At 72.6% G+C, this 25,475-nt stretch carries 28 protein-coding genes; 16 read left to right on the top strand and 12 right to left on the bottom strand.

Annotation, left to right across the window (positions count from 1 at the left end):
- Positions 1–125: 125 nt before the first annotated feature.
- Positions 126–1,163, top strand: coding sequence for an asparaginase (locus MTP10_RS30130; protein ID WP_310713352.1), 1,038 nt, complete (start codon positions 126–128; stop codon positions 1,161–1,163).
- 28 nt (positions 1,164–1,191) lie between these two features.
- Here MTP10_RS30130 and MTP10_RS30135 read toward each other — a convergent pair whose 3' ends face one another.
- The 3 genes from MTP10_RS30135 to MTP10_RS30145 form a co-directional block, all read right to left on the bottom strand.
- On the bottom strand, positions 1,192–1,734 hold the full coding sequence (locus MTP10_RS30135) for a dihydrofolate reductase family protein (RefSeq protein ID WP_310713354.1): 543 nt from the start codon (positions 1,732–1,734) through the stop codon (positions 1,192–1,194).
- Between the two features lie 121 nt (positions 1,735–1,855).
- Positions 1,856–3,736, bottom strand: coding sequence for a protein kinase domain-containing protein (locus MTP10_RS30140; protein WP_310713355.1), 1,881 nt, complete (start codon positions 3,734–3,736; stop codon positions 1,856–1,858).
- 192 nt (positions 3,737–3,928) lie between these two features.
- Positions 3,929–4,420: a shikimate kinase gene (locus MTP10_RS30145; RefSeq protein ID WP_310713358.1), complete on the bottom strand. Its 492-nt coding sequence runs from the start codon at positions 4,418–4,420 to the stop codon at positions 3,929–3,931.
- A gap of 58 nt (positions 4,421–4,478) precedes the next feature.
- Between MTP10_RS30145 and MTP10_RS30150 the strand changes: the two genes are divergently transcribed.
- The gene (locus MTP10_RS30150; protein WP_310713359.1) at positions 4,479–4,760 is read left to right on the top strand and encodes a hypothetical protein; all 282 of its coding nucleotides are present in this window, start codon (positions 4,479–4,481) and stop codon (positions 4,758–4,760) included.
- Between the two features lie 52 nt (positions 4,761–4,812).
- Positions 4,813–5,199 carry a ChaB family protein gene (locus MTP10_RS30155; RefSeq protein ID WP_310713362.1) on the top strand — a complete coding sequence of 129 codons (387 nt, stop codon included), beginning with the start codon at positions 4,813–4,815 and terminating at the stop codon, positions 5,197–5,199.
- Between the two features lie 146 nt (positions 5,200–5,345).
- On the opposite strand, the gene MTP10_RS30160 is transcribed toward MTP10_RS30155, so the two are convergent.
- The 3 genes from MTP10_RS30160 to MTP10_RS30170 form a co-directional block, all read right to left on the bottom strand.
- Entirely contained in the window at positions 5,346–7,172 is a 1,827-nt protein-coding gene (locus MTP10_RS30160; protein WP_310713363.1) for a transketolase, read from the bottom strand.
- Positions 7,173–7,253: 81 nt separating this feature from the next.
- Positions 7,254–8,351 carry an SDR family oxidoreductase gene (locus MTP10_RS30165; protein ID WP_310713366.1) on the bottom strand — a complete coding sequence of 366 codons (1,098 nt, stop codon included), beginning with the start codon at positions 8,349–8,351 and terminating at the stop codon, positions 7,254–7,256.
- Positions 8,352–8,353: 2 nt separating this feature from the next.
- On the bottom strand, positions 8,354–8,608 hold the full coding sequence (locus tag MTP10_RS30170; protein ID WP_310713368.1) for a hypothetical protein: 255 nt from the start codon (positions 8,606–8,608) through the stop codon (positions 8,354–8,356).
- 56 nt (positions 8,609–8,664) lie between these two features.
- Here MTP10_RS30170 and MTP10_RS30175 point away from each other — a divergent pair, with 56 nt between their 5' ends.
- The 3 genes from MTP10_RS30175 to MTP10_RS30185 are packed head-to-tail and all read left to right on the top strand — an operon-like array spanning position 8,665 to position 10,676.
- A complete protein-coding gene (locus tag MTP10_RS30175; protein ID WP_310713370.1) occupies positions 8,665–9,672 on the top strand; it encodes a DNA topoisomerase IB in 1,008 nt (335 codons plus the stop codon).
- Between the two features lie 43 nt (positions 9,673–9,715).
- On the top strand, positions 9,716–9,964 hold the full coding sequence (locus MTP10_RS30180) for a BON domain-containing protein (protein ID WP_310713372.1): 249 nt from the start codon (positions 9,716–9,718) through the stop codon (positions 9,962–9,964).
- A complete protein-coding gene (locus MTP10_RS30185; RefSeq protein ID WP_310713374.1) occupies positions 9,957–10,676 on the top strand; it encodes a metallophosphoesterase in 720 nt (239 codons plus the stop codon). The genes MTP10_RS30180 and MTP10_RS30185 overlap by 8 nt, the downstream gene beginning before the upstream one ends.
- Positions 10,677–10,960: 284 nt before the next feature.
- Here the strand turns inward: MTP10_RS30185 and MTP10_RS30190 are convergent, their stop codons facing one another.
- Positions 10,961–11,110: a GPGG-motif small membrane protein gene (locus MTP10_RS30190; RefSeq protein ID WP_175593845.1), complete on the bottom strand. Its 150-nt coding sequence runs from the start codon at positions 11,108–11,110 to the stop codon at positions 10,961–10,963.
- Positions 11,111–11,199: 89 nt separating this feature from the next.
- On the opposite strand from MTP10_RS30190, the gene MTP10_RS30195 reads away from it, so the two are divergent.
- The gene (locus MTP10_RS30195) at positions 11,200–12,153 is read left to right on the top strand and encodes an LLM class F420-dependent oxidoreductase (protein ID WP_310713379.1); all 954 of its coding nucleotides are present in this window, start codon (positions 11,200–11,202) and stop codon (positions 12,151–12,153) included.
- 72 nt (positions 12,154–12,225) lie between these two features.
- Here the strand turns inward: MTP10_RS30195 and MTP10_RS30200 are convergent, their stop codons facing one another.
- Both MTP10_RS30200 and kdgD read right to left on the bottom strand, forming a co-directional pair.
- Positions 12,226–12,711 (bottom strand): DUF1360 domain-containing protein, encoded by a 486-nt coding sequence (locus MTP10_RS30200; RefSeq protein WP_310713381.1) that lies wholly within the window; start codon positions 12,709–12,711, stop codon positions 12,226–12,228.
- Positions 12,712–12,772: 61 nt separating this feature from the next.
- The gene (kdgD, locus tag MTP10_RS30205) at positions 12,773–13,681 is read right to left on the bottom strand and encodes a 5-dehydro-4-deoxyglucarate dehydratase (protein ID WP_310713382.1); all 909 of its coding nucleotides are present in this window, start codon (positions 13,679–13,681) and stop codon (positions 12,773–12,775) included.
- 130 nt (positions 13,682–13,811) lie between these two features.
- On the opposite strand from kdgD, the gene MTP10_RS30210 reads away from it, so the two are divergent.
- Together MTP10_RS30210 and MTP10_RS30215 are read left to right on the top strand one after the other, a co-directional pair.
- Positions 13,812–14,726: a LysR family transcriptional regulator gene (locus MTP10_RS30210; RefSeq protein ID WP_310713384.1), complete on the top strand. Its 915-nt coding sequence runs from the start codon at positions 13,812–13,814 to the stop codon at positions 14,724–14,726.
- Positions 14,723–15,319, top strand: a complete 597-nt coding sequence (locus MTP10_RS30215) for a nucleotidyltransferase (protein ID WP_310713386.1) — start codon at positions 14,723–14,725, stop codon at positions 15,317–15,319. Before MTP10_RS30210 ends, MTP10_RS30215 begins: the two co-directional genes overlap by 4 nt.
- An 80-nt stretch (positions 15,320–15,399) precedes the next feature.
- Here MTP10_RS30215 and MTP10_RS30220 read toward each other — a convergent pair whose 3' ends face one another.
- Positions 15,400–15,744, bottom strand: coding sequence for a PRC-barrel domain containing protein (locus tag MTP10_RS30220; RefSeq protein WP_310713437.1), 345 nt, complete (start codon positions 15,742–15,744; stop codon positions 15,400–15,402).
- Positions 15,745–15,934: 190 nt separating this feature from the next.
- Here MTP10_RS30220 and MTP10_RS30225 point away from each other — a divergent pair, with 190 nt between their 5' ends.
- The 5 genes from MTP10_RS30225 to MTP10_RS30245 all read left to right on the top strand — a co-directional run bounded on the left by MTP10_RS30225 (position 15,935) and on the right by MTP10_RS30245 (position 21,747).
- Positions 15,935–16,780, top strand: coding sequence for an SAM-dependent methyltransferase (locus MTP10_RS30225; protein ID WP_310713388.1), 846 nt, complete (start codon positions 15,935–15,937; stop codon positions 16,778–16,780).
- A 232-nt stretch (positions 16,781–17,012) separates the two neighbouring features.
- The gene (locus MTP10_RS30230; RefSeq protein ID WP_310713390.1) at positions 17,013–17,894 is read left to right on the top strand and encodes an EamA family transporter; all 882 of its coding nucleotides are present in this window, start codon (positions 17,013–17,015) and stop codon (positions 17,892–17,894) included.
- A gap of 204 nt (positions 17,895–18,098) precedes the next feature.
- Positions 18,099–20,291: an accessory Sec system translocase SecA2 gene (gene secA2, locus MTP10_RS30235; RefSeq protein WP_310713439.1), complete on the top strand. Its 2,193-nt coding sequence runs from the start codon at positions 18,099–18,101 to the stop codon at positions 20,289–20,291.
- A 55-nt stretch (positions 20,292–20,346) separates the two neighbouring features.
- Positions 20,347–20,721, top strand: a complete 375-nt coding sequence (locus MTP10_RS30240; protein WP_310713391.1) for a VOC family protein — start codon at positions 20,347–20,349, stop codon at positions 20,719–20,721.
- A gap of 141 nt (positions 20,722–20,862) precedes the next feature.
- Positions 20,863–21,747: a hypothetical protein gene (locus MTP10_RS30245; RefSeq protein ID WP_310713394.1), complete on the top strand. Its 885-nt coding sequence runs from the start codon at positions 20,863–20,865 to the stop codon at positions 21,745–21,747.
- On the opposite strand, the gene MTP10_RS30250 is transcribed toward MTP10_RS30245, so the two are convergent.
- Entirely contained in the window at positions 21,650–22,810 is a 1,161-nt protein-coding gene (locus MTP10_RS30250; protein WP_310713395.1) for an FAD-dependent monooxygenase, read from the bottom strand. The two genes, MTP10_RS30245 and MTP10_RS30250, sit on opposite strands and share 98 nt — an antisense overlap.
- Before the next feature lie 93 nt (positions 22,811–22,903).
- Here MTP10_RS30250 and MTP10_RS30255 point away from each other — a divergent pair, with 93 nt between their 5' ends.
- Positions 22,904–23,482 carry a TetR family transcriptional regulator C-terminal domain-containing protein gene (locus tag MTP10_RS30255; RefSeq protein ID WP_310713396.1) on the top strand — a complete coding sequence of 193 codons (579 nt, stop codon included), beginning with the start codon at positions 22,904–22,906 and terminating at the stop codon, positions 23,480–23,482.
- A gap of 87 nt (positions 23,483–23,569) precedes the next feature.
- Here the strand turns inward: MTP10_RS30255 and MTP10_RS30260 are convergent, their stop codons facing one another.
- A complete protein-coding gene (locus MTP10_RS30260) occupies positions 23,570–24,145 on the bottom strand; it encodes a GNAT family protein (protein WP_310713399.1) in 576 nt (191 codons plus the stop codon).
- A 125-nt stretch (positions 24,146–24,270) separates the two neighbouring features.
- Between MTP10_RS30260 and MTP10_RS30265 the strand changes: the two genes are divergently transcribed.
- A complete protein-coding gene (locus MTP10_RS30265) occupies positions 24,271–25,473 on the top strand; it encodes an acyl-CoA dehydrogenase family protein (protein ID WP_310713400.1) in 1,203 nt (400 codons plus the stop codon).
- The last annotated feature ends 2 nt before the right edge of the window (positions 25,474–25,475 follow it).

A 25,475-nucleotide genomic window follows, 5' to 3' on the forward strand; every position in this document is an offset into this window, starting at 1 on the left:
GGCGGGCGGCCGGCGGTTTTCTTGATTTTAACGCTGAGTTATTGACATCACTCAGGCGCAGGTCAGATGCTACCAAACGTTTGGCCCAAACGTTTGGGCAATCACGTTCCCGAGGAGGCCGTCGCGTGTCCAAGGTCATCGTCCTGTCCACGGGAGGGACCATCGCCACCCGCCGGGACACGCAAGGGGTGGGCCTGGCCGAGGACGCGGCCGGCGACCTCCTCGGGCGGCTCCCGGCCGATCCCGGCGTCGAGGTGGAGGGCGTGGACGTCCTGCGCGTCGGCAGCTACCTGTTCACACCGGCCGACATGCGCGAGGTCGCCCTGCGCACCCGCGAGGCCCTCGCCGACGACCGCGTGCTCGGCGTCGTCGTCACCCACGGCACCGACACCATGGAGGAGACCGCCTACCTGGCGGACCTCTTCCACGACGACCCCCGGCCGGTCGTCTTCACCGGAGCCCAGCGTCCGGCCGACGCCGTGGACGGCGACGGCCCGCGCAACCTCGCCGACGCGATCACCGTCGCGGCGTCCGGCGCGGCGCGCGGCCTCGGCGTGCTGATCTGCTTCGACGGCGTCGTCCACGCCGCCCGGGGGACCCGCAAGACCCACACGGTCGCGCCGGCGGCGTTCTCCGCGCCCGACGGCGGCCCGCTCGGCCGGGTGCGCGCCGGCGAGGTGGACATCACGCTGAAGCCGGTGCGGTCCGAGCCGCTCGACCTGGACGCGTACGCCCTCGACGGCGTCCGGACCGACGTCGTGGCCCTCTACCCGGGCTGCGACGACACGGCGCTGGTCGCGGCGGCCCGCGCGGGCGCCACCGGGATCGTGCTCCAGGCGCTCGGCGCGGGGAACGCCAACCCCATCGTCACGCGGGAGGTGGCCCGGCTCACCGAGGCCGGCGTCGTCGTCGCCCTGTCGACCCGGGTCGACGCCGGGCCCGTCGCCGCGCTGTACGGCAACGGCGGCGGCGCGGACCTCGTCGCGGCCGGCGCGATCCCCACCGGGATTCTGCGCGCGCCGCAGGCTCGCGTGCTGCTCGGCGCCCTGCTCGGCTGCCACCGCGACCGCGCCCGGGTGCGCGAGGAGCTGGCGGCGCGCACGGGCGCCGCACACACCGAGGACCGGCCCTGGTCCGCCGGCACGACCGAGAGGACGAGGTGACTTAGGAGAACCCTCCACCCCGGAGCCGTCAGCTGACCACGCGCAGCCAGATGTTCGTGGCCAGCGGCGCCTCCGTGAGGCTGAGACGTTCGAGCTTGACGGTCCGGCCGCCCGGATGGTCGAACAGCCGCACCCCGTCGCCCAGCATGATCGGCGCGACGCACACGAAGACCTCGTCGAGCAGCCGAGCCTCCAGGCACTGCCGGGCGACGTCGGCGCCGATGACGTTGACGTACGCGTCACCGGCGGCTGCCCTGGCCGCGGCGACCCCCTCGGCGAGGTCGGCGACGAAGGTGGTCCCCGGCGTCTGACGCTCCGGGGGCCGGTGGGTGAGCACGAACTGCGGCCCGCTCCAGCCTCCGCCGAACGCCTTGCCCTCCTTGTCCGTGCCCTTGTGCGGATCGTCGCCGCCGAAGCTGCGATTGCCCACGAGCAGCGCGCCGATCCGCCCGATCAGCTCCTCCACCGCCGGGTTGGGGCCCAGGTAGTCCGTCAGCCACGACATGTCGCCCCCGGGACCGGCGATGAAGCCGTCCAGCGACATCGTGGCCGAGTACAGCAGCTTGCCCATCGCCCCGCCTCTCCCAGGCCCGGACCTCGTGCCGCTCCATCATGACCCGAGCCGGTGAGAGCCGTCACGGGAGAGACCCGAGTGACCTCCGAGCGACTGCCGGGCCCGCCCTCGGGGGCCGCTAACCGAACGCGAGCCGCTCCCGGCGCCGGTAGCCGGGCCGGGTCAGCGCCAGGAACACCCTGGACGTCCGGCCCGTCCCGGCCAGGAGGCGCTCGGACTCGTCCCCGGTGGCGTGCCGGTCGAGCCACGGCATCCTGAACGTCATCTCCCGTACGCCGGCTCGCCCGGCGACCTGCCTCTCGACCCGGGCCCAGGCCGCAGGTGGCACCGACACCCTGATGATCGGGAACAGCTCGGCCTCCTCCCCGGCGATGTGCTCGGCGAGGAGATCCAGCATCGGCTTCAGCTCGCGCCCGAGCCGGGCCAGATCGCCGTCCACGGCCGCGTGGCAGCGCTCCAGCAGAGGGCTCAGCGCCTCGTGGCCGCCGGTGTAGGGGGAGAGGTCCACGTTCCGGCCGGCGGCGCGCGCGACGACCGGCCACAGGGCCGCGTCGCCGTCGACGTGGTGATGGATGGCGGTCAGCAGGGACCTGGTGTACCAGCGGACCGCGCCCACCCGTGCGGAGGTGAACGTGGCGGGCTCCGCCAGCAGGCCGGTCAGGCGGCGCAGGTCGGTGAGCATGGCCCGGTGAGCCACGTACATCGGGGTCAGGTCGGGCTCGGGCTCCCCGTCACGCCGTCCGGACGCGTCCCCCACCGTGGCGACGACTGCGGGACCGGCCCCTTGATCGGTCCCGTGGTCGTCCGCGTGGTCGTCCCCGGTGCGGGTCGTGGTGCCGGCCTGGGGGCCGGTCCGGGCGGGGGGACGTTCGGACGCCCAGGCGCGTAAGCGGGGCCAGGCCCGGACCAGCGCGGCGCTGGCCGGCTCGACGCAGTCGCCGCTGACCGCCACCAGCGTGCCGGCCTCCGCCCGGGTGGGCGGCACGGCCACGCTCCGCCGTACGAGGAGACCGGCCTCCGTGAGCCGGTCCAGGACCCCGTGCGCGTCGCAGCCGACGGCGTCCTCGTCGAGCAGGCGCAGCAGCAGCGCGGGCGCCTCCTCCTGCTGACGCGGCGTCAGCGACGCGAACACCCGCTCGGCCACCTCGCCGAGCGACGGCGGCCCCATAAGCCCCGCCGGCGCCACCAGCCGCCCCCACCCGCTCCAGGCCCCCTCGACGACGGCGCCCGCACTGCCGGCCGCCGGGACAGGAGGGCGGGGCAGGGCGTCCGCGACCGCCAGGAGCTCCGCGGACGGCGGGCGGTCGGCCGGGTTCTTCGACAGGGCCTGCCCCACCAGGGCGCGCAACGGCTCCGGCAGCGCGTCCAGGTCGGGGTCCACGGCGAGCAGCCGGTGCATCACCTCGCCCAGACTCTCCCCGCGGAACGGGTCGTGGCCCGTGGCGGCGAACAGCAGCACCCCGCCCCAGGCGAACACGTCGGCCTCCGGCCCCGGCCGCCCTCCGGTGAACACCTCGGGGGCCAGGTACGTACGGGTGCCGACCGTGCCCGGGACCGTCACGCCGAGGTCGATCACGGTGGGCCCGTAGGGGGAGAGCAGCACGTTCTCGGGGCGCAGGTCGCGGTGTGGGATGCCCACCGCGTGCAGCGAGCGCAGCGCGGTCGCCACCGCGAGGGCCAGCGCGGCCAGCTCCCCGCCCGTGTACGGCCCGTGCCGCTCCACCGCCTGCCGCAGGTCGGGACCCTCGACGAACTCGCTCACGATGTACGGCACGGCCCCGTCGACCCCGACGTCCACCACTCGGGCCAGGTGCCGCGGCGAGACCCGCCAGACGGCGTCGGAGAGCTGGTCGGTGACCTCACCTCGGGGCACCTTGAGCGCGAACCGGCGGCCTTCGTCGTCGTAGGCGTCGTAGACCACGCCCCGCACGCCGGCACCCAGCCGTCCGGCCAGCCAGTAGCCGCCGAGGCTCACGGGGTCGCCCGGCACCAAGCGCATCGTCACTGATGCTTAGATGCCGCCGGAGGGAGATTGGTTGCGCCTCGCGCCGGCCGCCGCCGGGTCCGCCCTGGGAGAGCGATGGTGACGGCGGACGGGAGAGGACGTCACAGGTCCTCCGCGCGCCTCGGAGGACCCGTGCGTCATGATCATTATGCCAGCGTCCCGGACGGGGACGACCCGCGCCGGCCGCTAGGAGCCGTCGCCGCCCGCGGACGAGCCCATCTTCCGCAGCACCTCCTCGGCCACCTCCTCGGGCGTCATCCTGCTCACGTCGCACGTCAGGTCGGCCACCTCGCGGAAGTACGGCTCCCGCCGCGCCCGCATCACCGACGGCGCGAACTCCGGCCGGTGGTCGCCGGAGCGCATCCGCTCGGCCAGCACCGCGTCGGGCGCGTCCAGCCACACCACGAACGCCTTGCTCCGCAGCTCCGCGCGCACCCGGGGGTTCTCGACGGTGCTGGCCGCCGCGGTGATCACCTTGCGCTCGCCGCCCAGCTCGGACAGGACGTGCTCGGCCTCCCGCCGGTGGAGGACGTCGGCTCCGTCGCGCGCCACGATCTGCGCCGCCGTGGCTCCGTACCGGTCGAGCAGGAACGGGTCGCTGTCGCTCAAGGGCAGGTCAAGGGCCTGACTGACGAGGCGTCCCGCGGACGTCTTGCCCGAGCCCATAAGCCCGACCATCACTACTGGTTTGTTTTTTGCCATGTGGATAGAGGTTCCTCTTGTCAAGGAGGTACTAATGACCATCGCCGGAAGCATCATCCTCATCATGCTGGGCGCGATCCTCACGTGGGCCGTCGAGTTCGACCTCGCTGGCCTCGACATCAACGTCGTCGGCGTCATCCTCATGCTCGGTGGTCTGATCGGGCTCCTGTTCGGCATCTACCGGATCCAGGTCACCCGCAGGGCGGTAGGACCCATCGACGAGCCGGTGCACCGCCACGAGATCTACGAGGAGCCCGAGGCGCGCCGGACGACGGTGTACGAGGAGCGCCGCCGCTACGACGAGCCCCCGCTGTAACCGCCATCATCAGCCACGAGCGGGGAAGAGCCCCTGCAGGAGGTGAACCGACATGCCAGCCGAAGATGAACTGCCGTCGACGATCCGCCGTTCGCCGAAGAAGGCGCAGGCCACGTGGATGAAGGCGCACGACTCCGCGGTGCAGACGTACGGCGAGGGGCGCCGCGCCCACATGACGGCCTTCGCCGCGCTGAAGCACTCGTTCGAGAAGGTCGGCGACCACTGGGAGCCCAAGTCCGGCAAGGGACCGTCGGACCAGGGCGCCAAGGATCGTTCCGGCCGCACGGCCGAGGGCGTCGACGCCAACGCCAGCAAGGACCACCTTCAGAAGGTGGCGTCCGAGCTGGGCGTCACCGGCCGGTCGAAGATGACCAAGGAAGAGCTGGTCGAGGCCATCAAGAAGGCCAACCGCCGGGCCACCGCCAAGGCCCGCCGTTAGGACGCGCGCCCGGCGGGCCGGCCCGGCCCACCGGTCCGCACATCCCCACCGGTCCGCATCGCCCGCCCGTCCCCACCCGTCAGGCCCGCCAGGTTCGTCCCGGCGGGCCGTTCGCCTGCCTCCCCCGCGAAGCGGAGAAGCCGCGCTCAGAGCAGGCGCTTGACCGCGTCGATGATGGCGCGGCGGTCGATGCGCGCGTCCGCGAGCTGCTCCTCCGGCGTGGCCGATCCCGGCAGCCCCCGTACGGCCAGCTTGACCACGCGCGGCCCCAGCTCGCTCACCGCGTCCAGGACCGCGTCGCCGAGGCCGCCCTCGGGCCGGTGGTCCTCGACGGTGATGAGGTTCCCGGTCGTGGTGGCGGCGGCGGTGAGCGCGGCCGTGTCGACGGGCTTGACCGAGTAGAGGTCGATGACGCCCACCGGAATCCCCGCGGCGGAGAGCTCGTCGGCCGCCGCGAGGGCCTCGTGCACGGTCACCCCGGCGGTCACGATCGTGGCCCGGTCGGCCGGTGTGTGGCGCAGCACCCGCGAGCCGCCCACGGGGAAGCGCTCGCCGGGCCGGTAGATGACAGGTGTGTCGCCGCGGGTGGTCCGGAGGTAGGACACGCCGGAGACGCCGGCCATCTCGGCCGTCAGGGCCGCGGCCTGGTTGGCGTCGCACGGGTAGAGCACCGTGCTGCCGTACACGGACCGGAACATGGCCAGGTCCTCCAGCCCCATCTGTGACGGGCCGTCCTCGCCGATCGCCACGCCGGCGTGCGAGCCGACGATCCTGATCGACGCCTGGCTGACCGCGGCCATCCGGATGAAGTCGTGCGCCCGGGTGAGGAACGCCGCGAACGTCGCCGCGTACGGCACGAAGCCGCGCGCCTGCATGCCGACGGCGGCGGCGACGAGCTGCTGCTCGGCGATGTACATCTCGAAGAAGCGCTCCGGGAACGCCTTGGCGAACTCCTCCGTCCTGGTGGAGTCGGCCACCTCGCCGTCCAGCGCCACCACGTCGCCGCGGGCCGCGCCGAGGGCGGCCAGCGCCTCGCCGTACCCGGTCCTGGTGGCGACGCGCGTGCCCGGCTCGTACTCCGGCAGCGTCAGCGGCCCGTCGTCGAAGCGGTACGGCTGCGGCATGGGCTCCGGCCGGTGCACGTCCACGGTGAGGTTGCGCACGCCGCCCAGCTCGGCGACGGCTGTGTCGGGGTCCTTGAGGGCCTTGCCGTGGGCGCCCTCGCGGTTCTCCACCTCCACGACGCCCTCGCCCTTGCGGGTCTTGGCCAGGATGACGGTGGGCCGCCTGCGGGTGTTGCAGGCGTCGCCCAGCGCGAAGTCGATCTGCCCGGGGTCGTGGCCGTCGATCTCGATGGTGTGCCAGCCGAACGCGCCGAACCGGCGCGCGTACGCGCCGGTGTCCCAGCCGTGCCGGGTGGGGCCGCGCTGGCCCAGCCGGTTCACGTCCACGATGAGCGTCAGGTTGGCCAGCCCCTCGTCGCCCGCCAGCTCGGCGGCCTCCCACACGGAGCCCTCGGCCAGCTCGCTGTCGCCGCACAGCACCCACACCCGGTACGGCAGGCGCTCCAGCCGCCCGGCCATCGCCATACCCACGCCGACCGGCAGGCCCTGGCCCAGCGACCCGGTGGCCACGTCGACCCAGGGCAGGCGCGGGGTCGGGTGCCCCTCCAGCCGGCTGCCACGCTTCCTGAAGGACAGCAGCTCCTCGTCGCCGATGGCGCCCGCCGCCTTGAACAGCGCGTACAGCAGCGGCGAGGCGTGCCCCTTGGAGAAGATCAGATGGTCGTTGGCGGGGTTGTCGGGATGGTCGAAGTCGTAGCGCAGATGGCAGCTGAACAGCACCGCCATCAGGTCGGCGGCCGACATCGACGAGGTGGGGTGGCCCGATCCGGCGGCGGCCGAGCTGCGCACGGAGTCCACGCGCAGCTGGGCGGCCAGCTCGGTCAGGTAGTGCAGATCGCGTTCAGGCATGGTCAGGGCCTCCTCTGGTCGTCCGCCGACTACCCCAACTCGCCCGCTTAACGCCGTGTCCCCGCCGGTCGGGCAGACCTTTCAGCGCTTGCGCCGGAGGAGCGCCGTGACCGCCGCCGCGCCCGCCGCGAGGCCGAGGAGGACGGGCCGGCGGTGCTGGGACAGCCAGAGCTGGGGGCTGCGCGCGTGCGAGCGCCGGTCGAAGCTGCCGTGGGCGCCGTAGTCCTTGTCCTCGTCGGCCGGCTCCCACAGGTTGGCCACGCCGCTCGGCTGCTCCTCGTCCGTCACCTGCGACTTCATCCCGGTACGCGCCAGGTAGCGGTCCACCAGGGCCGGGGCGACGCGCTCCGCCATGATGGTGGCGGCGGTGGTGACGCCGACCCAGTACTCCTTGCGCTCGGGGTGCTCGGCCGCGTACACGATGCCGCGCGCGGCGACCTCGGGCTGGTAGATGGGCGGCACCGGCTGGGGATGGCGGCGCAGCTTGGACAGCACCCAGTCGAACTGCGGCGTGTTGACCGCCGGGAGCTGCACCAGGGTGATCTTGATGTCGCTGTTCTCGGCCATCAGCTCGGTGCGCACCGACTCGGTGAAGCCCTTGATGGCGTGCTTGGCGCCGCAGTACGCCGACTGCAGGGGGATGCCGCGGTGCGACAGGGCCGAGCCGGTCTGCACGATGGCGCCCCGGCCGCGGGGCCGCATGAGGTCGAGCGCCACGCGGGTGCCCCACACGTAGCCGAGGTAGGTGACGGCGGTGGTCCGCTCGTACTCCTCGGGGGTGACGTCGGTGAACTTGGCGAAGACCGACGAGAACGCGACGTTGATCCACACGTCGATGGGGCCCATCTCGGCCTCGATCTGCTCGGCCGCATCCCGGAGCTGCTCGTAGTCGGCCACGTCGGCCTCGAACACCTTCCCGCTGCCGCCGGCGGCGCCCACGTCCACGGCGGCGGCGCCGAGCCCGGTCGTGCCACGGGCGATCAGCGCCACCTTGGCCCCCTTGGCGCCCAGCTCGCGCACCACGGCCCGGCCCACGCCGCCGCTGGCGCCGGTGACCACGACGACCTTGCCGCGCAGGTCGTGCGTGCGCAGCCCTTCGGCCGTCTCGGCGACGGCGCCGGCCAGGGAGCCGGCCGGCTCCCCGGCCGAGGTGTCCAGTTCGGTTCGCTGCGGTGTCATGCTCAGCCTGCCTCTCCCACGTTCCTGCTCTTCTGCCGCCGTACGGCCAGCACGATGTCCACGATGGTCACCACGGCCGCGACGGCCGCGATGCCGGTCAGCACCGGGATCCCGGCGATCAGCCCCAGCGCCGCCAACGCGAGGGCGAACACGAGGATGAACGAGCCGGCCCGGATGTGGACCACGTCCCTCGGCGTGGCCGGCACCATGGGTTTGCCCGACTCCGAGCGCTGTTCCCACTGGTTGTTCTCAGACATGGCGGATCACCTGCCCCTGCCGTTTGGTGCCTAACGTTGGGGGTAGCCGGGCGTCCGTGGCCGAGCTGCATCCCAGTGACCAGAACGAGCCGGGGATCCATCGCCGGCGCCGTGGGCGGGGTTTCGGCTACCACCACGCGGACGGCCGCCCTGTGGACCCGGAGACGCTGGCGCGGATCAAGGCGCTGGTCATCCCGCCCGCGTGGACCGATGTGTGGATCTGCGCCTCGCCGGACGGTCACCTGCAGGCGGCCGGCACCGACGCCGCGGGGCGCCGCCAGTACCGCTACCACGACCTGTGGCGCGAGCAGCAGGACAAGATCAAGTTCGACCGGGTGCTGGAGCTGGCCGAGCGGCTGCCCGACTTCCGCAAGGCGGTGGACGAGGCGCTGCGCGGCCGCGGCCTGACCCGGGAGCGGGTGCTGGCCGCCGCGGCGCGGATGCTGGATGTGGGCTTCTTCCGCGTGGGCGGCGAGACCTACGACACCTTCGGGCTGGCGACCCTCCGGATGGAGCACGTGACCTGCTCGCGGGACACGATCACCTGCGCGTACCCGGCCAAGGGCGACATCCCGCGCGAGGTGGTGATCGCCGACTCCTCGGTGTGCTCGGTGATCAGGTCGCTCAAGCGCCGCCACCCTGACGGGGAGCTGCTGTTCTACCGGCAGGGGCACGGCTGGGTGGACGTGCGCAGCGACGACATCAACGACTACCTCCGCGAGAAGATCGGCGACGACTTCACCGCCAAGGACTTCCGCACCTGGCACGCGACCGTGCTGGCCGCCGTCGGCCTCTCGGTGTCCACGCACGCGGCGGAGGGGCGCGGCGAGACCGCCCGGAAGCGGGCGATCACCCGGGTGATGCGGGAGGTGTCCGATTACCTGGGCAACACGCCCACCGTGGCGCGCGAGTCGTACGTGGACCCCCGTGTGGTCGAGGCGTACCAGCACGGACGCACGGTCGCGCCCGCCCTGACCGAGCTGGGAGCCGAGGCGGACTTCGGCCAGCTCGCCACCCATGGCGCCGTAGAACGCGCCGTTATCGACCTGATACGCGCCGTTTGAGGGATTCATACCCGGGCATGCGGCGTCAGGGAAGGAGGCATCCATGGAAGCTCCGCAGTACGTCGCGGCCCGCATCCAGCAGGCGCTGGCCGAGGACGCGCGGACCCACGAGCTCGGCATCCACGTCGACGTCAGAGGGGACCAGCTGTTCCTGCGCGGCCAGGTGAGCGGGAGCGATCAACGCGTACGACTCGGGGAGGTGGCGCACGAGACCGCCCCGGACCTGAAGGTGCACAACGAGATCAAGGTCGTCGTCGTCAACGAGCCGGGGGAGGATGAGCACCTTGACTGAAGTCCGCATAGCGGCCGTGGGCGACATCCATCTGGGCGAGGACGTCCGTGGCGAGTACCGCAAGCGGCTCGAAGGCATCGAGGAACGCGCCGACGTGCTGATGCTGGCCGGAGACCTCACCCGGCACGGCACGCTGGAGGAGGGCCGGGTGGTCGCCGACGAGCTGCGCGACCTGCCCGTGCCGGTCGTCGCCGTCCTCGGCAACCACGACTACCACTCCGACCTCCAGCACGAGATCGCCAGTGAGCTGCGCGACGCCGGGGTGACCGTGCTGGACGACGACGGCGCGGTCCTCACGTGCGGCGGCACGAGGCTGGGCGTCGTGGGCGGCAAGGGGTTCGGCGGCGGGTTCGCCGGCAAGTGCGCGAGCGAGTTCGGCGAGCGCGAGATCAAGGACTTCGTGGGCCACACGCGGCTCATCGCCGAGAGCTGGAAGCTCGCGCTGAAGGAGATGCAGGCCGACCGGCGGGTCCTCCTGTCGCACTACTCGCCCATCAAGGAGACCCTGGAGGGCGAGCCGCTGGAGATCTACCCCTTCCTCGGCAGCTACCTGCTCGCCGAGGCCGTGGACACGGCCGGCGCGGACCTCGTCCTGCACGGCCACGCCCACAAGGGCACGGAGAAGGGCCTGACCCCGGGCGGCATCCGGGTCCGCAACGTGGCGCTGCCGGTGCTGGGCAAGGCGTACGGGGTGTACTGCCTCGAATGCTGAGGCGGGCACGCTGAGGGCCCGGGAAGCATCCTGAACCGAAACGTCAGGAACCGAAACTCCCGGAACCGCGGAACAGAAGGGCGGCCGCTCCGATCCGGAGCGGCCGCCCTTCCCTTTCGATAGCTGATCTTTTGGCTGATTTTCGGGAATTTGATTACATTTTCATCTCGTCGCCGGATAAAGGCGTGAGACGGGTAACACGGGATGGCACAGCCTGTCGGGTAGGTCCGCCGGGCCGGCGTTCGCCGGCCGGGCGGAGAACGGGTGGCGCGTCGGTGGCGCCCCTAGACATTGAAGATGCTGACACCGCCGGGGCCCACCAGGAAGCCGAGGACGATGAGGACGATCCCCCAGAGGAGATCGCGACGGGCCAGAATCACATAGATGCCGGCGATGACGAGAACGACCGCGATGATCCACAGCAAAGTAGCCATGGCCCGCTACTGCCCGGGCCGAAAGGCATTTAACATCCATTCCTGGCGCACGCCATGTTTTCCCTGAGTGCGCCGGGAAGTGGACCTTCATGACCACATTCGGATACTTCCTTTCCTGCGAGGAGCACGGCCCCCGGGAACTGGTCCGGCAGGCCAAGGCGGCCGAGCGCGCGGGGTTCGAGGCGCTGTGGATCTCCGACCACTTCCATCCCTGGCTGGACGCGCAGGGGCAGAGCCCGTTCGTCTGGTCCGTGATCGGCGCGCTGGCCGAGGCCACGTCGCTGCCCATCACCACGGCCGTCACCTGCCCCCTGATGCGGATCCACCCGGTGATCACCGCCCAGGCCGCGGCCACCACGGCGGCGCTGTCCGGCGGGCGCTTCCGGCTCGGCGTCGGCACCGGCGAGGCGCTCAACGAGCACGTCATCGAGTCGCGCTGGCCGCCGGCCGAGGAGCGGCTGGAGATGCTGGAGGAGGCCGTCGGCTTGATGCGGGAGCTGTTCACCGGCGAGCTGGTGACGCACCGCGGCGCCCACTACCGGGTGGACACCGCCCGCCTCTACACGCTGCCGGACGAGCCGCCGCCCATCTACATGTCCGGCTTCGGGCCCAAGGCCATCGAGCTGGCCGGCCGCATCGCCGACGGCTACATCTCCACCGGCCCCAGCGCGGAGATGGTGGAGCAGTTCCACAAGGCGGGCGGCGCGGGCAAGCCGGCGATGGGGGGCCTCAAGGTCTGCTACGCGCCGGACGAGGCCGAGGCGCGCAGGACCGTCCACCGGCTGTGGCCCAACCAGGGCATCCAGGGCGAGGCGTCGCAGCTGCTGCCCCTGCCCCGGCACTTCGAGCAGCTCGCCGAGTCGGTCACCGAGGAGCAGGCCGTCGGCGGCAGCCCGTGCGGTCCCGACCCCGAGGCACACGTCCAGGCGATCCGCGCGTACGTGGACGCCGGCTTCGACGAGGTGTACGTCAACCAGATCGGGGCCGAGCAGGACGCGTTCTTCGACTTCTACGCGCGTGAGGTCCTGCCCCGGCTGCGCTGACGGCACAGGGACCGCCCGCACGGCATGGGAGGGAAGGGCCTCGCCGAGGCCCTTCCCTCCCATGCCCTGCGGTCAGGACGCGGAGCGCATCATCTTCGCGTAGGCGAGCTGGAGCCAGTCGGAGGCGGCCACCGCGGTCATCGTCGCCCCCGCCAGCCGCGTGAACCGGGGCGCGAAGACCAGGCCGGCGGCGTAGGCGGTGGCCGTCCACTGCGCCAGGCAGAACGGGCACGACACCAGCTCGCCGACCGAGTTGCGCGGCTCCTCCTTCAGCTCGGCCGGGCCGCTCGTCCCCTCGTACCGGGTGAACGGCGCCCGCAGCGGGCTGGTCACCGGGTCCTTGGCGATCAGCCGCGACACCTTGTGGGTGCAGGCCGCCATCAGCGCCACGTCCATCAGCCCCACCCGCTCCGGTGCCTTGCGCCCCATCAGCGCGGCCGCGCCCACCGCCGCGGCGATCGCCCCGCCGTACACGGTCATGATGCGCAGGTAGCCGCGCAGCGGCCGGTCGTGCTCGCCCTGGTACTCGCGTTCGGTCTTCTCCAGGAAGTCGGTCATAGGGCCTCGCGCTACCCCCGCTCCGGCGCTCTACTCACGCGCGCCGGAGCGGGGACGCGGGTCAGGCGCTCACCCGCCCGATCAGGGCCGACAGCCGGTCCTGCTCCTCGCCGGTGAGGTCCACCAGCGGGGGCCGCACCGGGCCGGCCGGGCGGCCGGCGGCGCGCAGGCCCGCCTTGACGATGCTCACCGCGTATCCCCGCCGCCGGTCGCGCAGCTCCACGTAGGGCAGGACGAAGTCGTTCAGCATCCCGGTCACCGCGGCGGTGTCGCCGCCGCGCACCGCCCGGTGGAAGGCGAGCGCGAACTCCGGCAGGAAGTTGAAGATCGCCGAGGAGTACGTCTCGACACCCAGCGCGTGGTACGGCAGCGCGTACAGCTCGGCCGTGGGCAGACCGCCGATGCAGAGCAGCCGGCCGCCCAGGCGGGCGCGGACGCGCGTCATCTGCTCCAGGTCGCCCACGCCGTCCTTGAAGCCGACGAAGTTCGGATGCTCGGCGGCCAGCCGCTCCAGCGTCGCGGTGGAGTAGCGGGCGTTGGCCCGGTTGTAGACGATCACGCCCAGGGCGGTCGCCCGGCACACGGCCGCGACGTGCGCGGCCAGCCCCTCCTCGTCGGCCTCGGTCAGGTACGGCGGGAACAGCAGAATCCCGGCCGAGCCGGCGAGCTCGGCGGAGCGGACGAGCTGGACGGCGGTCGCGGTGCCGTGCCCGGACGGGGCCAGCACCGGGACCCCGGCGGGCGCGGCGTCCACGGCGACGGCCACCACCCGCTCCACCTCGGCCTGGGTCAGCGAGAAGAACTCGCCCGTGCCGCCGGCCGCGAACAGCCCGCCCACCTCGTGCCGGCCGAGCCAGGCGAGGTGCTCGCGGTAGGCGGCCTCGTCGAAGGACAGGTCGTCCTTGAAATGGGTCACGGGGAACGACAGCAGCCCTGAGGCCAGCCGGGCGCTCAGCTCGTCGGGGGTCATCGGGTCTCCTTCGTCGGGGGATTCGTCCCCTTTGGGGTCGGTGTCCCGTCATGACCATAGGCAGCGTGACTCATGCCGGTCCAACACTCTTTTCGCATCCTCCGATGCGTGCCGCGTATCATTGCGGAGCATGGTGTCGATGGAGCAGCTCGTCGGGTTCGTCGCGGTCGCCGAGGAGCTGCACTACGGCCGGGCAGCCGCGCGCCTGCGCATGACGCAGCCGCCGCTGAGCCGGCGCATCCAGGCGCTGGAGCGCGAGCTGGGCGTCGAGCTGTTCGACCGGACCCGCCGGGCGGTCCGGCTCACCCCCGCCGGGCGGGCCTTCCTGGCCGAGGCCCGCAAGGTGCTGCAGGTCTCGCAGGAGGCGGTGCTGACCGCCCGCCGCACGCCGCGCGGCGACGCCGGTGTGGTCACCCTCGCCTTCACCGCCACGACCGCCTACTCCTTCCTGGAGCGCGTCGTCACCGAGGCGGGCGCCCGGCTGCCCGGCGTGGAGCTGGTGCTGCGCGAGATGGTCACCGCCGCGCAGGTGGAGGCGCTGCTGTCTGGCGCCGTGGACGTCGGCATGGTCCGCCCCCCGGTGCGCACGGCCGACATCCGCACCGCCCCCCTGACCAGCGAGCCGCTGCTCGCGGCCCTGCCCGACGGCCACCCGCTGGCGGTGCGGGCGCCGTACCCGAGCGTGGCCGACTTCGACGGCGAGCCGTTCATCATGTACTCGCCGTCCGAGGCCCGCTACTTCCACGAGGTGCTGGTCGCCGTCTTCCGCACGGCCGGCGTGCAGCCGGTCCACCGGCAGTACCTGAGCCAGGTCCACACGGTCCTGGCCATGGTCAAGGCCGGGCTCGGCCTGGCGCTGGTGCCCGCGGCGGCCTCCGCGCTGCGCATGGACGGTGTCGTGCTGCGCCCGGTGACCGGACTCGGGCCAGGCACGGTGCGGCTCGATCTCGCCTGGCGGGCCGGCAACGACAATCCCGTGCTGGCACCGCTCCTGCGCGCGATCCGACGTCTAGCGGGGGACCGGGAGGGTAGCCGGATCACATGAGCAGCCACAGTCATGAAGTCACCGACGCGATCCTCGACACGCTCAAACGCGCGAGCTCGGGGCTGAAGGACGCGGGAGTGCAGTTCGCCCTGGCCGGGGGGTGCGCCGCCTACGCCAGGGGCGCGGCGCCCTCGCTGCACGACGTGGACTTCGTCATCACCGAGCATGACGTTCCGGCCGCCCTGGAAGCGCTGCGCGCCCTCGGCCTCGAGACGGCCAAACCGCCGGAGGACTGGCTGGTCAAGGCGTACGACGACGGACGGCTGGTGGACCTGATCTTCCGTATCTCCGACCGGCCGGTGACCGACGAGCTGATCGAGCGGGCCGAGCCGATGAAGGCGTCGGCGGTGATCGTGCCCGTGCTGGAGGCCACGGACCTGGTGATCTCCTGGTTGATGCCGCTGTCGGAGCACGCCTGCGACTACGGCGCGCTGCTGCCGCAGGTGCGGGCGCTGCGGGAGCAGGTGGACTGGCAGCGGGTGGCCACGGTGACGGCCGCCTCGCCGTACGCGGCGACCTTCCTCACGTTGCTGGAACGCCTGGGTGTGTTGGAGGCGCCGGCCGAGCCCAAGGGCGACCCGTCCTGGCCCTGAGAACGGACCCTGGGGACGGATCCTCAGGACGGACGAAGGGCCGCACCCCGAGGGGTGCGGCCCTTCACCTTGACCGAAGGTCAGTGCGGGAACCGGCCGTAGTAGTCGCCCACCCGCGTCCGGTACTCGGGCTCCTTGAAGCGGCCCTCGTCGAACTCCGGAGCGTCCTTGATCTCCGCCTTGGTACGCGAGACGTACACCTCGCGTGCCTGGGGGTCGATCCGGGTGATGACACTCGCCGGCAGCATGACCTTCTTACCGAAGATCCACGGACCGGTGTCGACGACCAGGTAACTCTCGCCGACCTCGTACGTGGCCTCGTCGACGGAACCGATCTTTCCGTCGGTGGCGTGGACGTGGTAACCGTTGATGTCCAGCGCCTGGCCGCGGTCGTAGACGTCAGATCGATAGTCCCAGAGCTCCATGAAGCTCACGTCCTCTCTGCTTCCGTCTCGTACTCGGGCCCGCTCCAGCTACCCGGGACACGGCGCGTAAACCGCGTCCCGGAAATTCGTCAACGGACGGCCAAGCGGCCTGTGCGAAGCCACAGGTCGGCGCAGACATGGAGCCCCCGATTTCGGTACGATCCGCGTCACCGACCAAAGGGGAGTCCGGATGAGCCTCGGTTCCTCCAGCGCGTGGGCGAGCGGTGAGTGGTCCCATGAGGAGTGGGCCCCGCCCGGGGTCGACCCGTCCACGCCCAGCGTCGCCCGCGTCCACGACGCCCTGCTCGGCGGCATGGAGAACTTCGCCGCCGACCGGTCCGTCGCGCGGCGGCTGAGGGAGGCCGTGCCCGAGATCGTGGATCTGGTCTGGTGCGACCGGGCGTTCGTCGGCCGCGTCGTCGACCACCTCGTCCGCGAGGCCGGCGTCCGGCAGTTCGTGGACCTCGGCGCCGGCCTGCCCACCATCGAGAACACCCACGAGGTCGCCCAGTTCGCCGACCCCTCGACGCGCGTCGTGTACGTGGACGTCGATCCGTCGGTGGAGCCGCACGCGCGCGCCATCCTCAAGGGCAACCCGCACGTGGTCGCCGTCACCGAGGACGCCCGCGACGTCGCGGCCGTGCTGGGCAACCCCGAGCTGCGGCGGCTCATCGACCTGTCCCGGCCCGTCGCGGTGCTGGCGATCGGGCTGCTGCACCTGTTCCCCGACCAGGACGACCCGCACGGGATCGTCCGGCGCTACATGGACGCGCTGCCGTCCGGCAGTCACCTGGCGGCCTCGAACATGCTGGCCTCGGCCAACCCGAAGGCCCAGGCGCTGGAGGCGATGCTCCGGGTCACGATGGGCACCGGCCACTTCCGCTCCCGCGAGGAGATCGGCCGCTTCTTCGACGGGCTGGAGCTGGTGGAGCCCGGCCTGGTGCGCTTCCCCGAGTGGCGGCCCGACGACCGGCTGCCCCACCCGCCGGCCGCCTGGGAGGAGCTCCTCCTCGGAGGCGTCGCCCGCAAACCATGAGGCCCCGCAAACCGTGAGGCCACGCCGAGCGTGAGGCCACGCAAACCCGTGAGGCCCCGCCGACCCCGGAGCCGCTAGGGTGAGGGACGTGCCGCGCTTCCTGATCTGCTCCCCGCCGCCCGCCCGGTAGCGGGCGGCCTCTTCTGACATCTCGCCGGATCTGACCGATCCGGGGGTGGTCGCTGCCCGCGTACGGGCCCCCTTCCGACCACTCCATCCGGAGAGATCTGTCATGACGCATGTCCCCTCACCCGTCTCCGCGCGCCGGGGAGCCCTCTACGTGTCCGTGGCGGCGGCCGCCTGGGGCACCGGCGGCGCCGCGGGATCCCTGCTCTTCCAGTCCGGCGGGCTCGGCCCGGCCGGCGTGTCCCTGTGGCGCTACGCCCTCGGCGCCGTCTTCCTGCTCGCGCTCACCCGGCTGACCGGCGGCGTCCTCCCGCGCCTCGACATCCGGATGGTGGTCGTGGGCGCCGGGATGGCCGTCTACCAGACCGCGTACTTCGCGGCCATCGAGCGGTCCGGCGTGGCCGTCGCGACCGTGGTGACGATGGGCGCCACCCCGGTCGTCACCGAGCTGGGCGGGCGGCTCCTGCTCGGCGAGCGGTCCGGCCGCACCGGCCTGCTCGCCCTGGCCGCCGCGCTCGCCGGGCTGTTCCTGCTCACGGGCGAGAGCCTGCTCGCGGGCGGCGGCCGGCTGGGGGGCGTCGCGTTCGCCCTGGTGTCGGCCGCCGGGTACGCCGCGGTGACGCTGTACTCGCGGCGGCACCGGGAGGACCCCGGCGGCATGGCCGTGGGCGGGTTCGTGGTGGGCGCTGTGTGCCTGGCGCCGTTCGCGCTGGCCGGCGGCGCGGTGCCCGAGCCGACCGTGACGACCGTGGCGCTGCTGGCCTACCTCGGCGCGGTGCCGACGGCGCTGGCCTACGCCCTGTTCTTCCGAGCGCTGACCGCACTCCGGGCCGCCACCGTGTCGGTCATCTCCCTCGGCGAGGCCGTCGGCGCGGCCGTGCTCGGCGTGCTGCTGTTCGGGGAGCGGCTGAGCGTGGCCGGCTGGGCCGGGTGCGCGCTGCTGGCCGCCGCCGTGGTGGTGCCGGCCCTACGCCCCGAGCAGCGATGACAAGGTGACGGACGGTTGATCGAGGGCCGACCGGGGAGCGGGACGGCGGCGCGGAACGCCGTGCACGTCCCCATATGGGCTAGGGTCCGGTACGGCGACGCATGCCGTACCGTCGCTCCGCTCCCCACTTCGGTCACACTCGTGGAGGTGGGCACGAGAGGAACGCTGCCGGGCAGAGCGCGCGTTGGAGGGACTGTGGCGTCTATTTCCGGAATCTTGAAGAACCTCCTGGACCGGCCGGGAGGAGTGAGTCTGGGCCCGTACCAGAAGGTCGTCAAGGCGGCCCGCGAGCTGGCCGGGCCGGTCGGCGAGCTGGACGAGCTCGCCCGCCCCGCGATGGACGACCTGGCGAGGTTCTGCGCCGTCGCCCGGGAGGCGGCCGACCGCTCGCTCGGGCTCCGGCCGTACGACGCGCAGCTCCTCGGCACGCTGGCGCTGCTCGACGGGAAGGTCGCCGAGATGGCGACCGGCGAGGGCAAGACGCTGTCCGGCGCGATGGCCGCCGCCGGCTACGCGCTGCAGGGCAAGCGCGTCCACGTCATGTCCGTCAACGACTACCTGGCCCGGCGCGACGCCGAATGGATGGCGCCGTTCTACGAGGCCATCGGCGTCACCGTCGGCTGGGTCGGGCAGTCCTCCACGCACGAGGAGCGGCGCGAGGCGTACTCCAGGGACGTCACCTACGGCGCGGTCAGCGAGATCGGCTTCGACGTGCTGCGCGAGCGCCTGCGCACCGACGCCGCCGAGCTCATCGTGCCCGCCCCCGAGGTCGCGCTGGTCGACGAGGCCGACTCCGTGCTGGTGGACGAGGCCCGCGTGCCGCTCGTCATGGCCGGGGCCTCCGACGCGGGCAGCGCCGTCCCCGAGATGGCCGCGCTGGTCAGGCAGCTCGTCCGCGGCTACCACTACGAGGTGGACGACCAGGCGCGCAACGTCTACCTGACCCCCAAGGGCGCCGACACGGTCGAGAACCTCCTCGGCGTCGACCTCTACGACGAGAACGAGCCCGGCACCCTCATCGAGCTCAACCTCGCCCTGCACGCCCACATCCTGCTGGCCCGCGACGTCGACTACATCGTCCGCGACGGCCGGGTGCAGCTCATCAACGCCTCCCGCGGCCGGGTCGCGCTGCTCCAGCGCTGGCCCGACGGCCTCCAGGCGGCCGTGGAGGCCAAGGAGGCGCTGGCGCCCAGCGAGAAGGGCGAGATCCTCGACTCCATCACCGTGCAGGGCCTCGTCCGCCGCTACCCGCAGATCTGCGGCATGACGGGCACGGCCGTCGCGGTCAGCGAGCAGCTCGGCGAGTTCTACGGGCTCAAGGTCGCCGTCATCCCGTCCAACCGGCCCTGCGTCAGGAAGGACGAGCCCGACCGCGTCTACCCGGACGTGCCCGAGAAGGACGCCGCGCTCGTCGAGGAGATCGAGGAGGTCCACGCCACCGGCCGGCCCATCCTCATCGGCACCCTCGACGTCGCCGAGTCGGAGAACCTCGCCGGGCTGCTGCGCCGGCGCGGCCTGGACCCCGTCGTCCTCAACGCCAAGAACGACGCCGAGGAGGCCGCGATCATCGCGCGGGCCGGCGAGCGCGACGCGATCACCGTCTCCACGCAGATGGCCGGTCGCGGCACCGACATTCGCCTCGGCGAGGGCGTGGCCGAGCTGGGCGGCCTGTACGTGATCGGCTCCGGCCGCCACGCCAGCAGCCGCCTGGACGACCAGCTCCGCGGCCGGGCCGGGCGGCAGGGCGACCCCGGTGGCTCGGTCTTCTTCGTCAGCATGCGCGACGAGCTGGTCACTCAGTTCGCGGCCGACGAGCGGCCGCCCGCGGCCGACGCCGACGGCGTGGTCAGGCACCGCCGCGGCGCCTACATCGTGGCCCACGCCCAGCGGGTCGCCGAGGGCGTCAACCTGCAGATCCACCGCAACACCTGGCGCTACACCCGGCTGCTGGAGCAGCAGCGCGAGCTCATCCTGGAGTGGCGCGACAAGGTGCTGCACGGCGACTCCGCCGCGCGGGCGCTGGCCGAGGGCGACCCCGAGCGGTGGGCCTCCATGCCCGAGGAGACCCGCGAGGAGACGGCCCGGCAGATCGTGCTGCACGCCATCGACCGCTGCTGGACCGAGCACCTGGCCTTCCTCACCGACCTGCGCGAGGGCATCCACCTGCGGGCCCTCGGCCGGATGAGCCCGATCGACGAGTTCCACCGGGAGGCGGTCGCCGAGTACAAGGCGATGCTGGCCGAGGTGGAGCGGCGGTCGCTGGAGGCGTTCGAGGCGCCCGAGCCCGACCTCAAGCGGCCCACGGCGACCTGGACGTACATGGTGCAGGACAACCCGTTCGGCACCGAGTGGGACCGGATACTCAAGCGGGTGGGGTCGGGCGGCCGGCGCCGTTAGAAACCGGCCGCCGTACCTGACAGAAGATGGCAGGTATGCCTGCGAGGCTTGGGCCATGACAACGAAGGCGAAGCTCCTGGCCGTCACCATCGACTGCGCGGAGCCCAAGAAGCTGGCCGAGTTCTACCACGAGATCACCGGCCTCGACCTGCAGTACGCCGAGGACGAGTACGCCGCGGTGGGCGACGGCACCACCGCGATCTACTTCGGCCGCGTCCCCGAGCGCGAGCCGGCCCCCTGGCCGGGCGCGGCCAAGCAGTTCCACCTCGACTTCCGGGTGCCCGACGTGGAGAAGGCGGTCGAGGAGTACATCGCGCTCGGCGCGACCAGGCCCGACTTCCAGCCGGGCGTCACGGACGAGGGCGTGGGCTGGATCGTGCTGCGCGACCCCGAGGGGCACCTGTTCTGCGTCTGCCCCGAGCGTTCCTGACGCCGGCTTCGGCCCTGGTCGATGGGGCCGTCCGGGGACTTGGCGGGCTGATGTTGTCCAAAAGGATGATTCGTGTGCTCCGCTTCCCTCTTAAGCTGGAGCAATGCGCCTCCACACGTCCCTGCCCCTGCGTGGGCGCCGATGACCTGGGCCGGACTCCTCATCGCCCTGCTCGGCGCCCTGGGATACGCGCTCGGGGCGGCCCTGCAACAGTACGAGGCCGTGGCGGGCGGCGCCTCGCTCAAGCTGGTGAGACGCCCCCGCTGGGTGATCGGCGGGGTCATCGGGTTGACGGGGGCGAGCCTGCACGCCGTCGCGCTCAGCTTCGCGCCGCTGGTCGCGGTGCAGCCCATCAGCGTGGCCACGCTGGTGTTCGCCGTGCCGCTGGCCGCGCTCATGTACGGGCGGCGGCCGTACCGCGCGGAGATCCTCGGCTCGCTCGCGGTCGCCGTGGGCCTGGTGTGGCTCATGCTGCTCGTGCCCGCCCACAACGTCGTCCCGCACCTCACCGACGGGGCCGCGCTCGCGTTCATCGGGGTGATCGCGGCGATCGCGCTCGTCTCCGAGCTCGTCGCCCGCCGGCTGCGCGGCCCCGGCAAGGCGCTGCTGATGTCGGTGGGGGCGGGAGTCGTCACGGCCAGCGTGTCCACGTTCGTGCGCGTGGTGGGCGGCGGCATGCAGGGCGACTGGGGCAGGCTGCTGCACTGGTTCACGCTGGTCGTGCCGGTGCTGCTGGTCTGCGCGGTGGTGCTGCTCCAGCGCTCGTACGCCATCGGCTACTTCGGCATCGCCTACGCGGGCGTCCAGGTCGTCGACCCGGTCACCTCGGTGCTGGCCGGGGCCATCCTGCTGGGCGAGCCGCTGCCGGCCGGCCCGTCCACGGCCGTCCCGGCGCTGCTGGCCGGCGCGCTGACCATCGCCGGCACGATCACGCTGGGGCGCCTGGCCCCCGACCACTCGCGGCCCGTCGCGGTGGAGTCCATTCCAGTACCTCCCGCATTGACTTCGGCATCAGATCGGAGCTGAGCCGGGCCGCCAGGGCCATCCCCGCGTCGCGCAGCGACACCGCGACGGGGTTGCGCACCTTCGTCGCCCGGCACACCGCCGTCGAGCGCCGCACGAGCGTGGCCGTCCGCTCCACGCGGGCCGCCGAGTAGGCGGCCAGGTCGCCGCCGGCCACGTACGCGAGCACGACCGCGTCCTCGATCGCCTGGCAGGCGCCCTGCCCCAGGTTCGGCGTCATCGGGTGGGCCGCGTCGCCCACCAGCGCCACCCGTCCCCGGTGGAAGGCGGGCAGCGGCGTGGCGAACGCGTGGATGTCGTTGCGCAGGATCCGCTCCGCCGGGACGTCGCGCAGCAGTGACGGGATCGGCTCGTGCCACCCGCCGAACCTGCGCAGCAGCTCCTCGCGCTCGTCGCCGCCCGACTCCCCGGCCGGGGACACGTCGGTCGCGTAGAAGTAGACCAGGCCGCCCGCGAGGAGGTGGGCGCCGAACACCCTGCCCCTGCCCCACGTCTCGGTGCTGGGCAGCGGGCCGCCCGTCCACGGCACCAGCCCCCGCCAGGCCGTCACCCCGGAGTACACCGGGCCCGGGTGGAGGGGGAACAGGGCGCGGCGGGTCGCCGAGTGGATGCCGTCGGCGGCCACGACCAGCTCGCCCACGCGCTCGCCCTCGCTCGTGCGGACGGTGCCCGTGTCCGGATCCACCTCCGTCACCTGGACGCCCAGGTGAAGGGCGTCCGCGCCCAGCGCCTCCGCCAGCAGCTCCACGAGCGCCGCCCGCGGCAGCACCACGACCGAGTCGCTGAACTCCTTCCTGACGCTCTCCTCCGTGCTGCGCGCCAGCCACCGGCCGTCCGGCCTGCGGATGCCCAGCGCTCCCTGGACCCGGGACAGCGCGCGCACGGAGTCGCCGAGCCCGAGGGTGTCGAGGGCCCGCAGCGCGTTCACCGCGACGGCCAGGCCCGAGCCGACCGGCTTCAACCGCTCGGCCCGCTCCAGCACCGTCACGTCCCACCCCGCCTGGCGCAGGGCGATCCCCGCGGTCAGCCCGCCGATCCCCGCACCGATCACCACAGCAGCCGGCATCTTCGCCTCCTCAACTACGTCTGTAGTTCCACGATACTACTCCTGTAGTGCGATAACTACAGGGGTAGTGAGTTGCCCGTAGGATCGGGTGCTGTGAAGCGTTCAGAGGCGGTGGCGGAGGCGGCGATCACGCTGCTGGCCGAGCGGGGGATGCGCGGCCTGACCCATCGGGCCGTGGACGAGACCGCCGGCCTGCCGCCCGGCTCGGCCTCCAACCTCGCCCGCACCCGCGCCGCGCTGCTCGAACTCACCCTGGCCCACCTCGTCGGGCTGGAGGAGCGCGCCTTGGCCCCGGCCCTGGAAGCCGGGCTGCCGGCGCGCGACCGGCGCCCGTCGCGCGAGGACCTCGTGGAGCTGCTCGTGGAGGCGCTGGACGTCCAGCTCTCCGACGCCCGGCGCACGCTGGCCCGCTACGAGCTGGCCCTGGAGGCCACCCGCCGGCCCGAGCTGCGCCGCGTCTACGACCGGGCCGGCCGCCGCTTCCGCGACCCCGCCGTGGCGTTGCTGGCCGCCCTGGGCTCGCCCGATCCGGTACGGCACGCGCACCAGCTCGTGGCGTTCACCGAGGGCGTCATGTTCGACGCGATCGCCGGGGCGGGGGAGCGCCCGTCCAAGGACGACGTCCGGGCGGCGATGCGCGAGCTGCTGACCGGCATGCTGGGAGCCGGCTGAGCCCGTCCCGGCCGGGCGGGCCCGTCGGGCGGGTCCGACGGGGGCTCGTCGGGCGGGCCCGTCAGGCGGGCCCGTCAGGCGGGCTCGTCAGGCGGTGAGGCGGGCCCGGTGGGGCGGCCACTCCTCCTGGAGGATGCCGAAGAAGACGGTGTCGCGCCAGGTGCCGTCCGGCCGCCTGCGGTGGCGCCGCAGCGTGCCCTCGTGGACGCCGCCGATCCGCCGGATCGCGTTCTGCGAGCGCGTGTTCAGCACGTCCGTCTTGAGCAGCACGCGGTTGTACCCCAGCTCGCCGAAGGCGTGGTCGATGAGCAGCACCTTGCAGTTCGTGTTCACGGCCGTGCGCCAGACCGCCCTGCCGTACCAGGTCCAGCCGATCTCCACGCTCTCGTCAAAGCCCGGCACGTCGCCGTAGGTGGTCCAGCCCACCGCCCGGCCGCTCTCGCGGGGGACGACCGCGAGCGGGACGTGCTTGTCGTCCGCCATCAGCCCGGCGGCCACCTCCCTCAGCTCCTCCTCGGTCCGGGGACGCGCCGGCATCCAGCGCCACACCTCCGCGTCGTCCCCGCCGGCCGCGAACAGGTCGGGCACGTGGGAGAGGGCGAGGGGTTCGAGCCGGACGACGTCGTTCTCGAGCACCACGGGAGAGGGGAGCTTGGCGGTCATGGCGGCCAGCCTAGGAGATGACCGGAAGCCGGGTCATGGCCACATGGCGCCTTTTGACGACGACCACTGTCTTCGACGAAGACCACTGTCGACACGCATACCGGCCGGTCGGTAGGCTCGGCGGCATGGACTTCGCCTACGACAGCGTCACCCAGGAGTTGCGCGAGCGGCTGCTGCGCTTCATGGACGAGTGCGTCCACCCGGCCGAGGCCGCCTTCGCCGAGCAGGCCGCCACCAGCGGCTGGAGCGCCCCGCCGCTGCTGGCCGACCTCAAGGACGAGGCGCGCAAGCGCGGCCTGTGGAACCTGTTCCTGCCCGGCGCCGACGGGGCCGGGCTGACGAACCTGCAGTACGCGCCGCTGGCGGAGATCATGGGCCGCAGCCCGCACCTCGCTCCCGTCGCCACCAACTGCGCCGCGCCGGACACGGGCAACATGGAGGTGCTGTCCATGTTCGGCGACGACTGGCAGCGCGAGGAGTGGCTGCGGCCGTTGCTGGACGGGGAGATCCGGTCCGCGTTCGCCATGACGGAGCCCGACGTGGCCTCCTCCGACGCCACCAACATCGCCACCTCGATCGTCCGGGACGGCGACGAGTACGTCATCAACGGCCGCAAGTGGTTCATCTCAGGCGCCATGAACCCCGAGTGCAAGATCTTCATCGTCATGGGCAAGACCGACCCGGAGGCGCCGTCGCACCGGCAGCAGAGCATGGTGCTGGTGCCGCGTGACACGCCCGGCATGCACATCAGGCGCGGCATGAGCGTGTTCGGCTACGACGACGCCGACCACGGCGGCCACGCCGAGATCGTGTTCGAGGACGTCCGCGTCCCGGTGGACAACCTCATCGGCGAGCAGGGCGGCGGCTTCGCGATCGCCCAGGCCAGGCTCGGGCCGGGCCGCATCCACCACTGCATGCGGCTCATCGGCATGGCCGAGCGGGCCGTCGAGCTGATGTGCCGCCGCGCGCTGAGCCGGACCACGTTCGGCAAGCCCGTCGCCCAGCAGGGCGTGGTCCAGGACTGGATCGCCGAGTCCCGCGTCCGCATCGAGCAGCTGCGGCTGCTCGTCCTCAAGACGGCCTGGCTCATGGACACCGTCGGCAACCAGGGCGCGCACACCGAGATCCAGGCCATCAAGATCGCGACTCCGGTGACCGTGGAGTGGATCCTCGACAAGGCCATCCAGGTCCACGGGGCGGGCGGGGTCTCGCAGGACTTCCCGCTGGCCGGTCTGTGGGCCGGGGCCCGCTCCCTGCGCCTGGCCGACGGCCCGGACGAGGTCCACAAGCGGTCCCTGGCCTACCGCGAGCTCAAGAAGTACATGTGACA

It is taken from the genome of Nonomuraea sp. 3-1Str (genome assembly GCF_031570565.1).
Lineage (GTDB): Bacteria > Actinomycetota > Actinomycetes > Streptosporangiales > Streptosporangiaceae > Nonomuraea.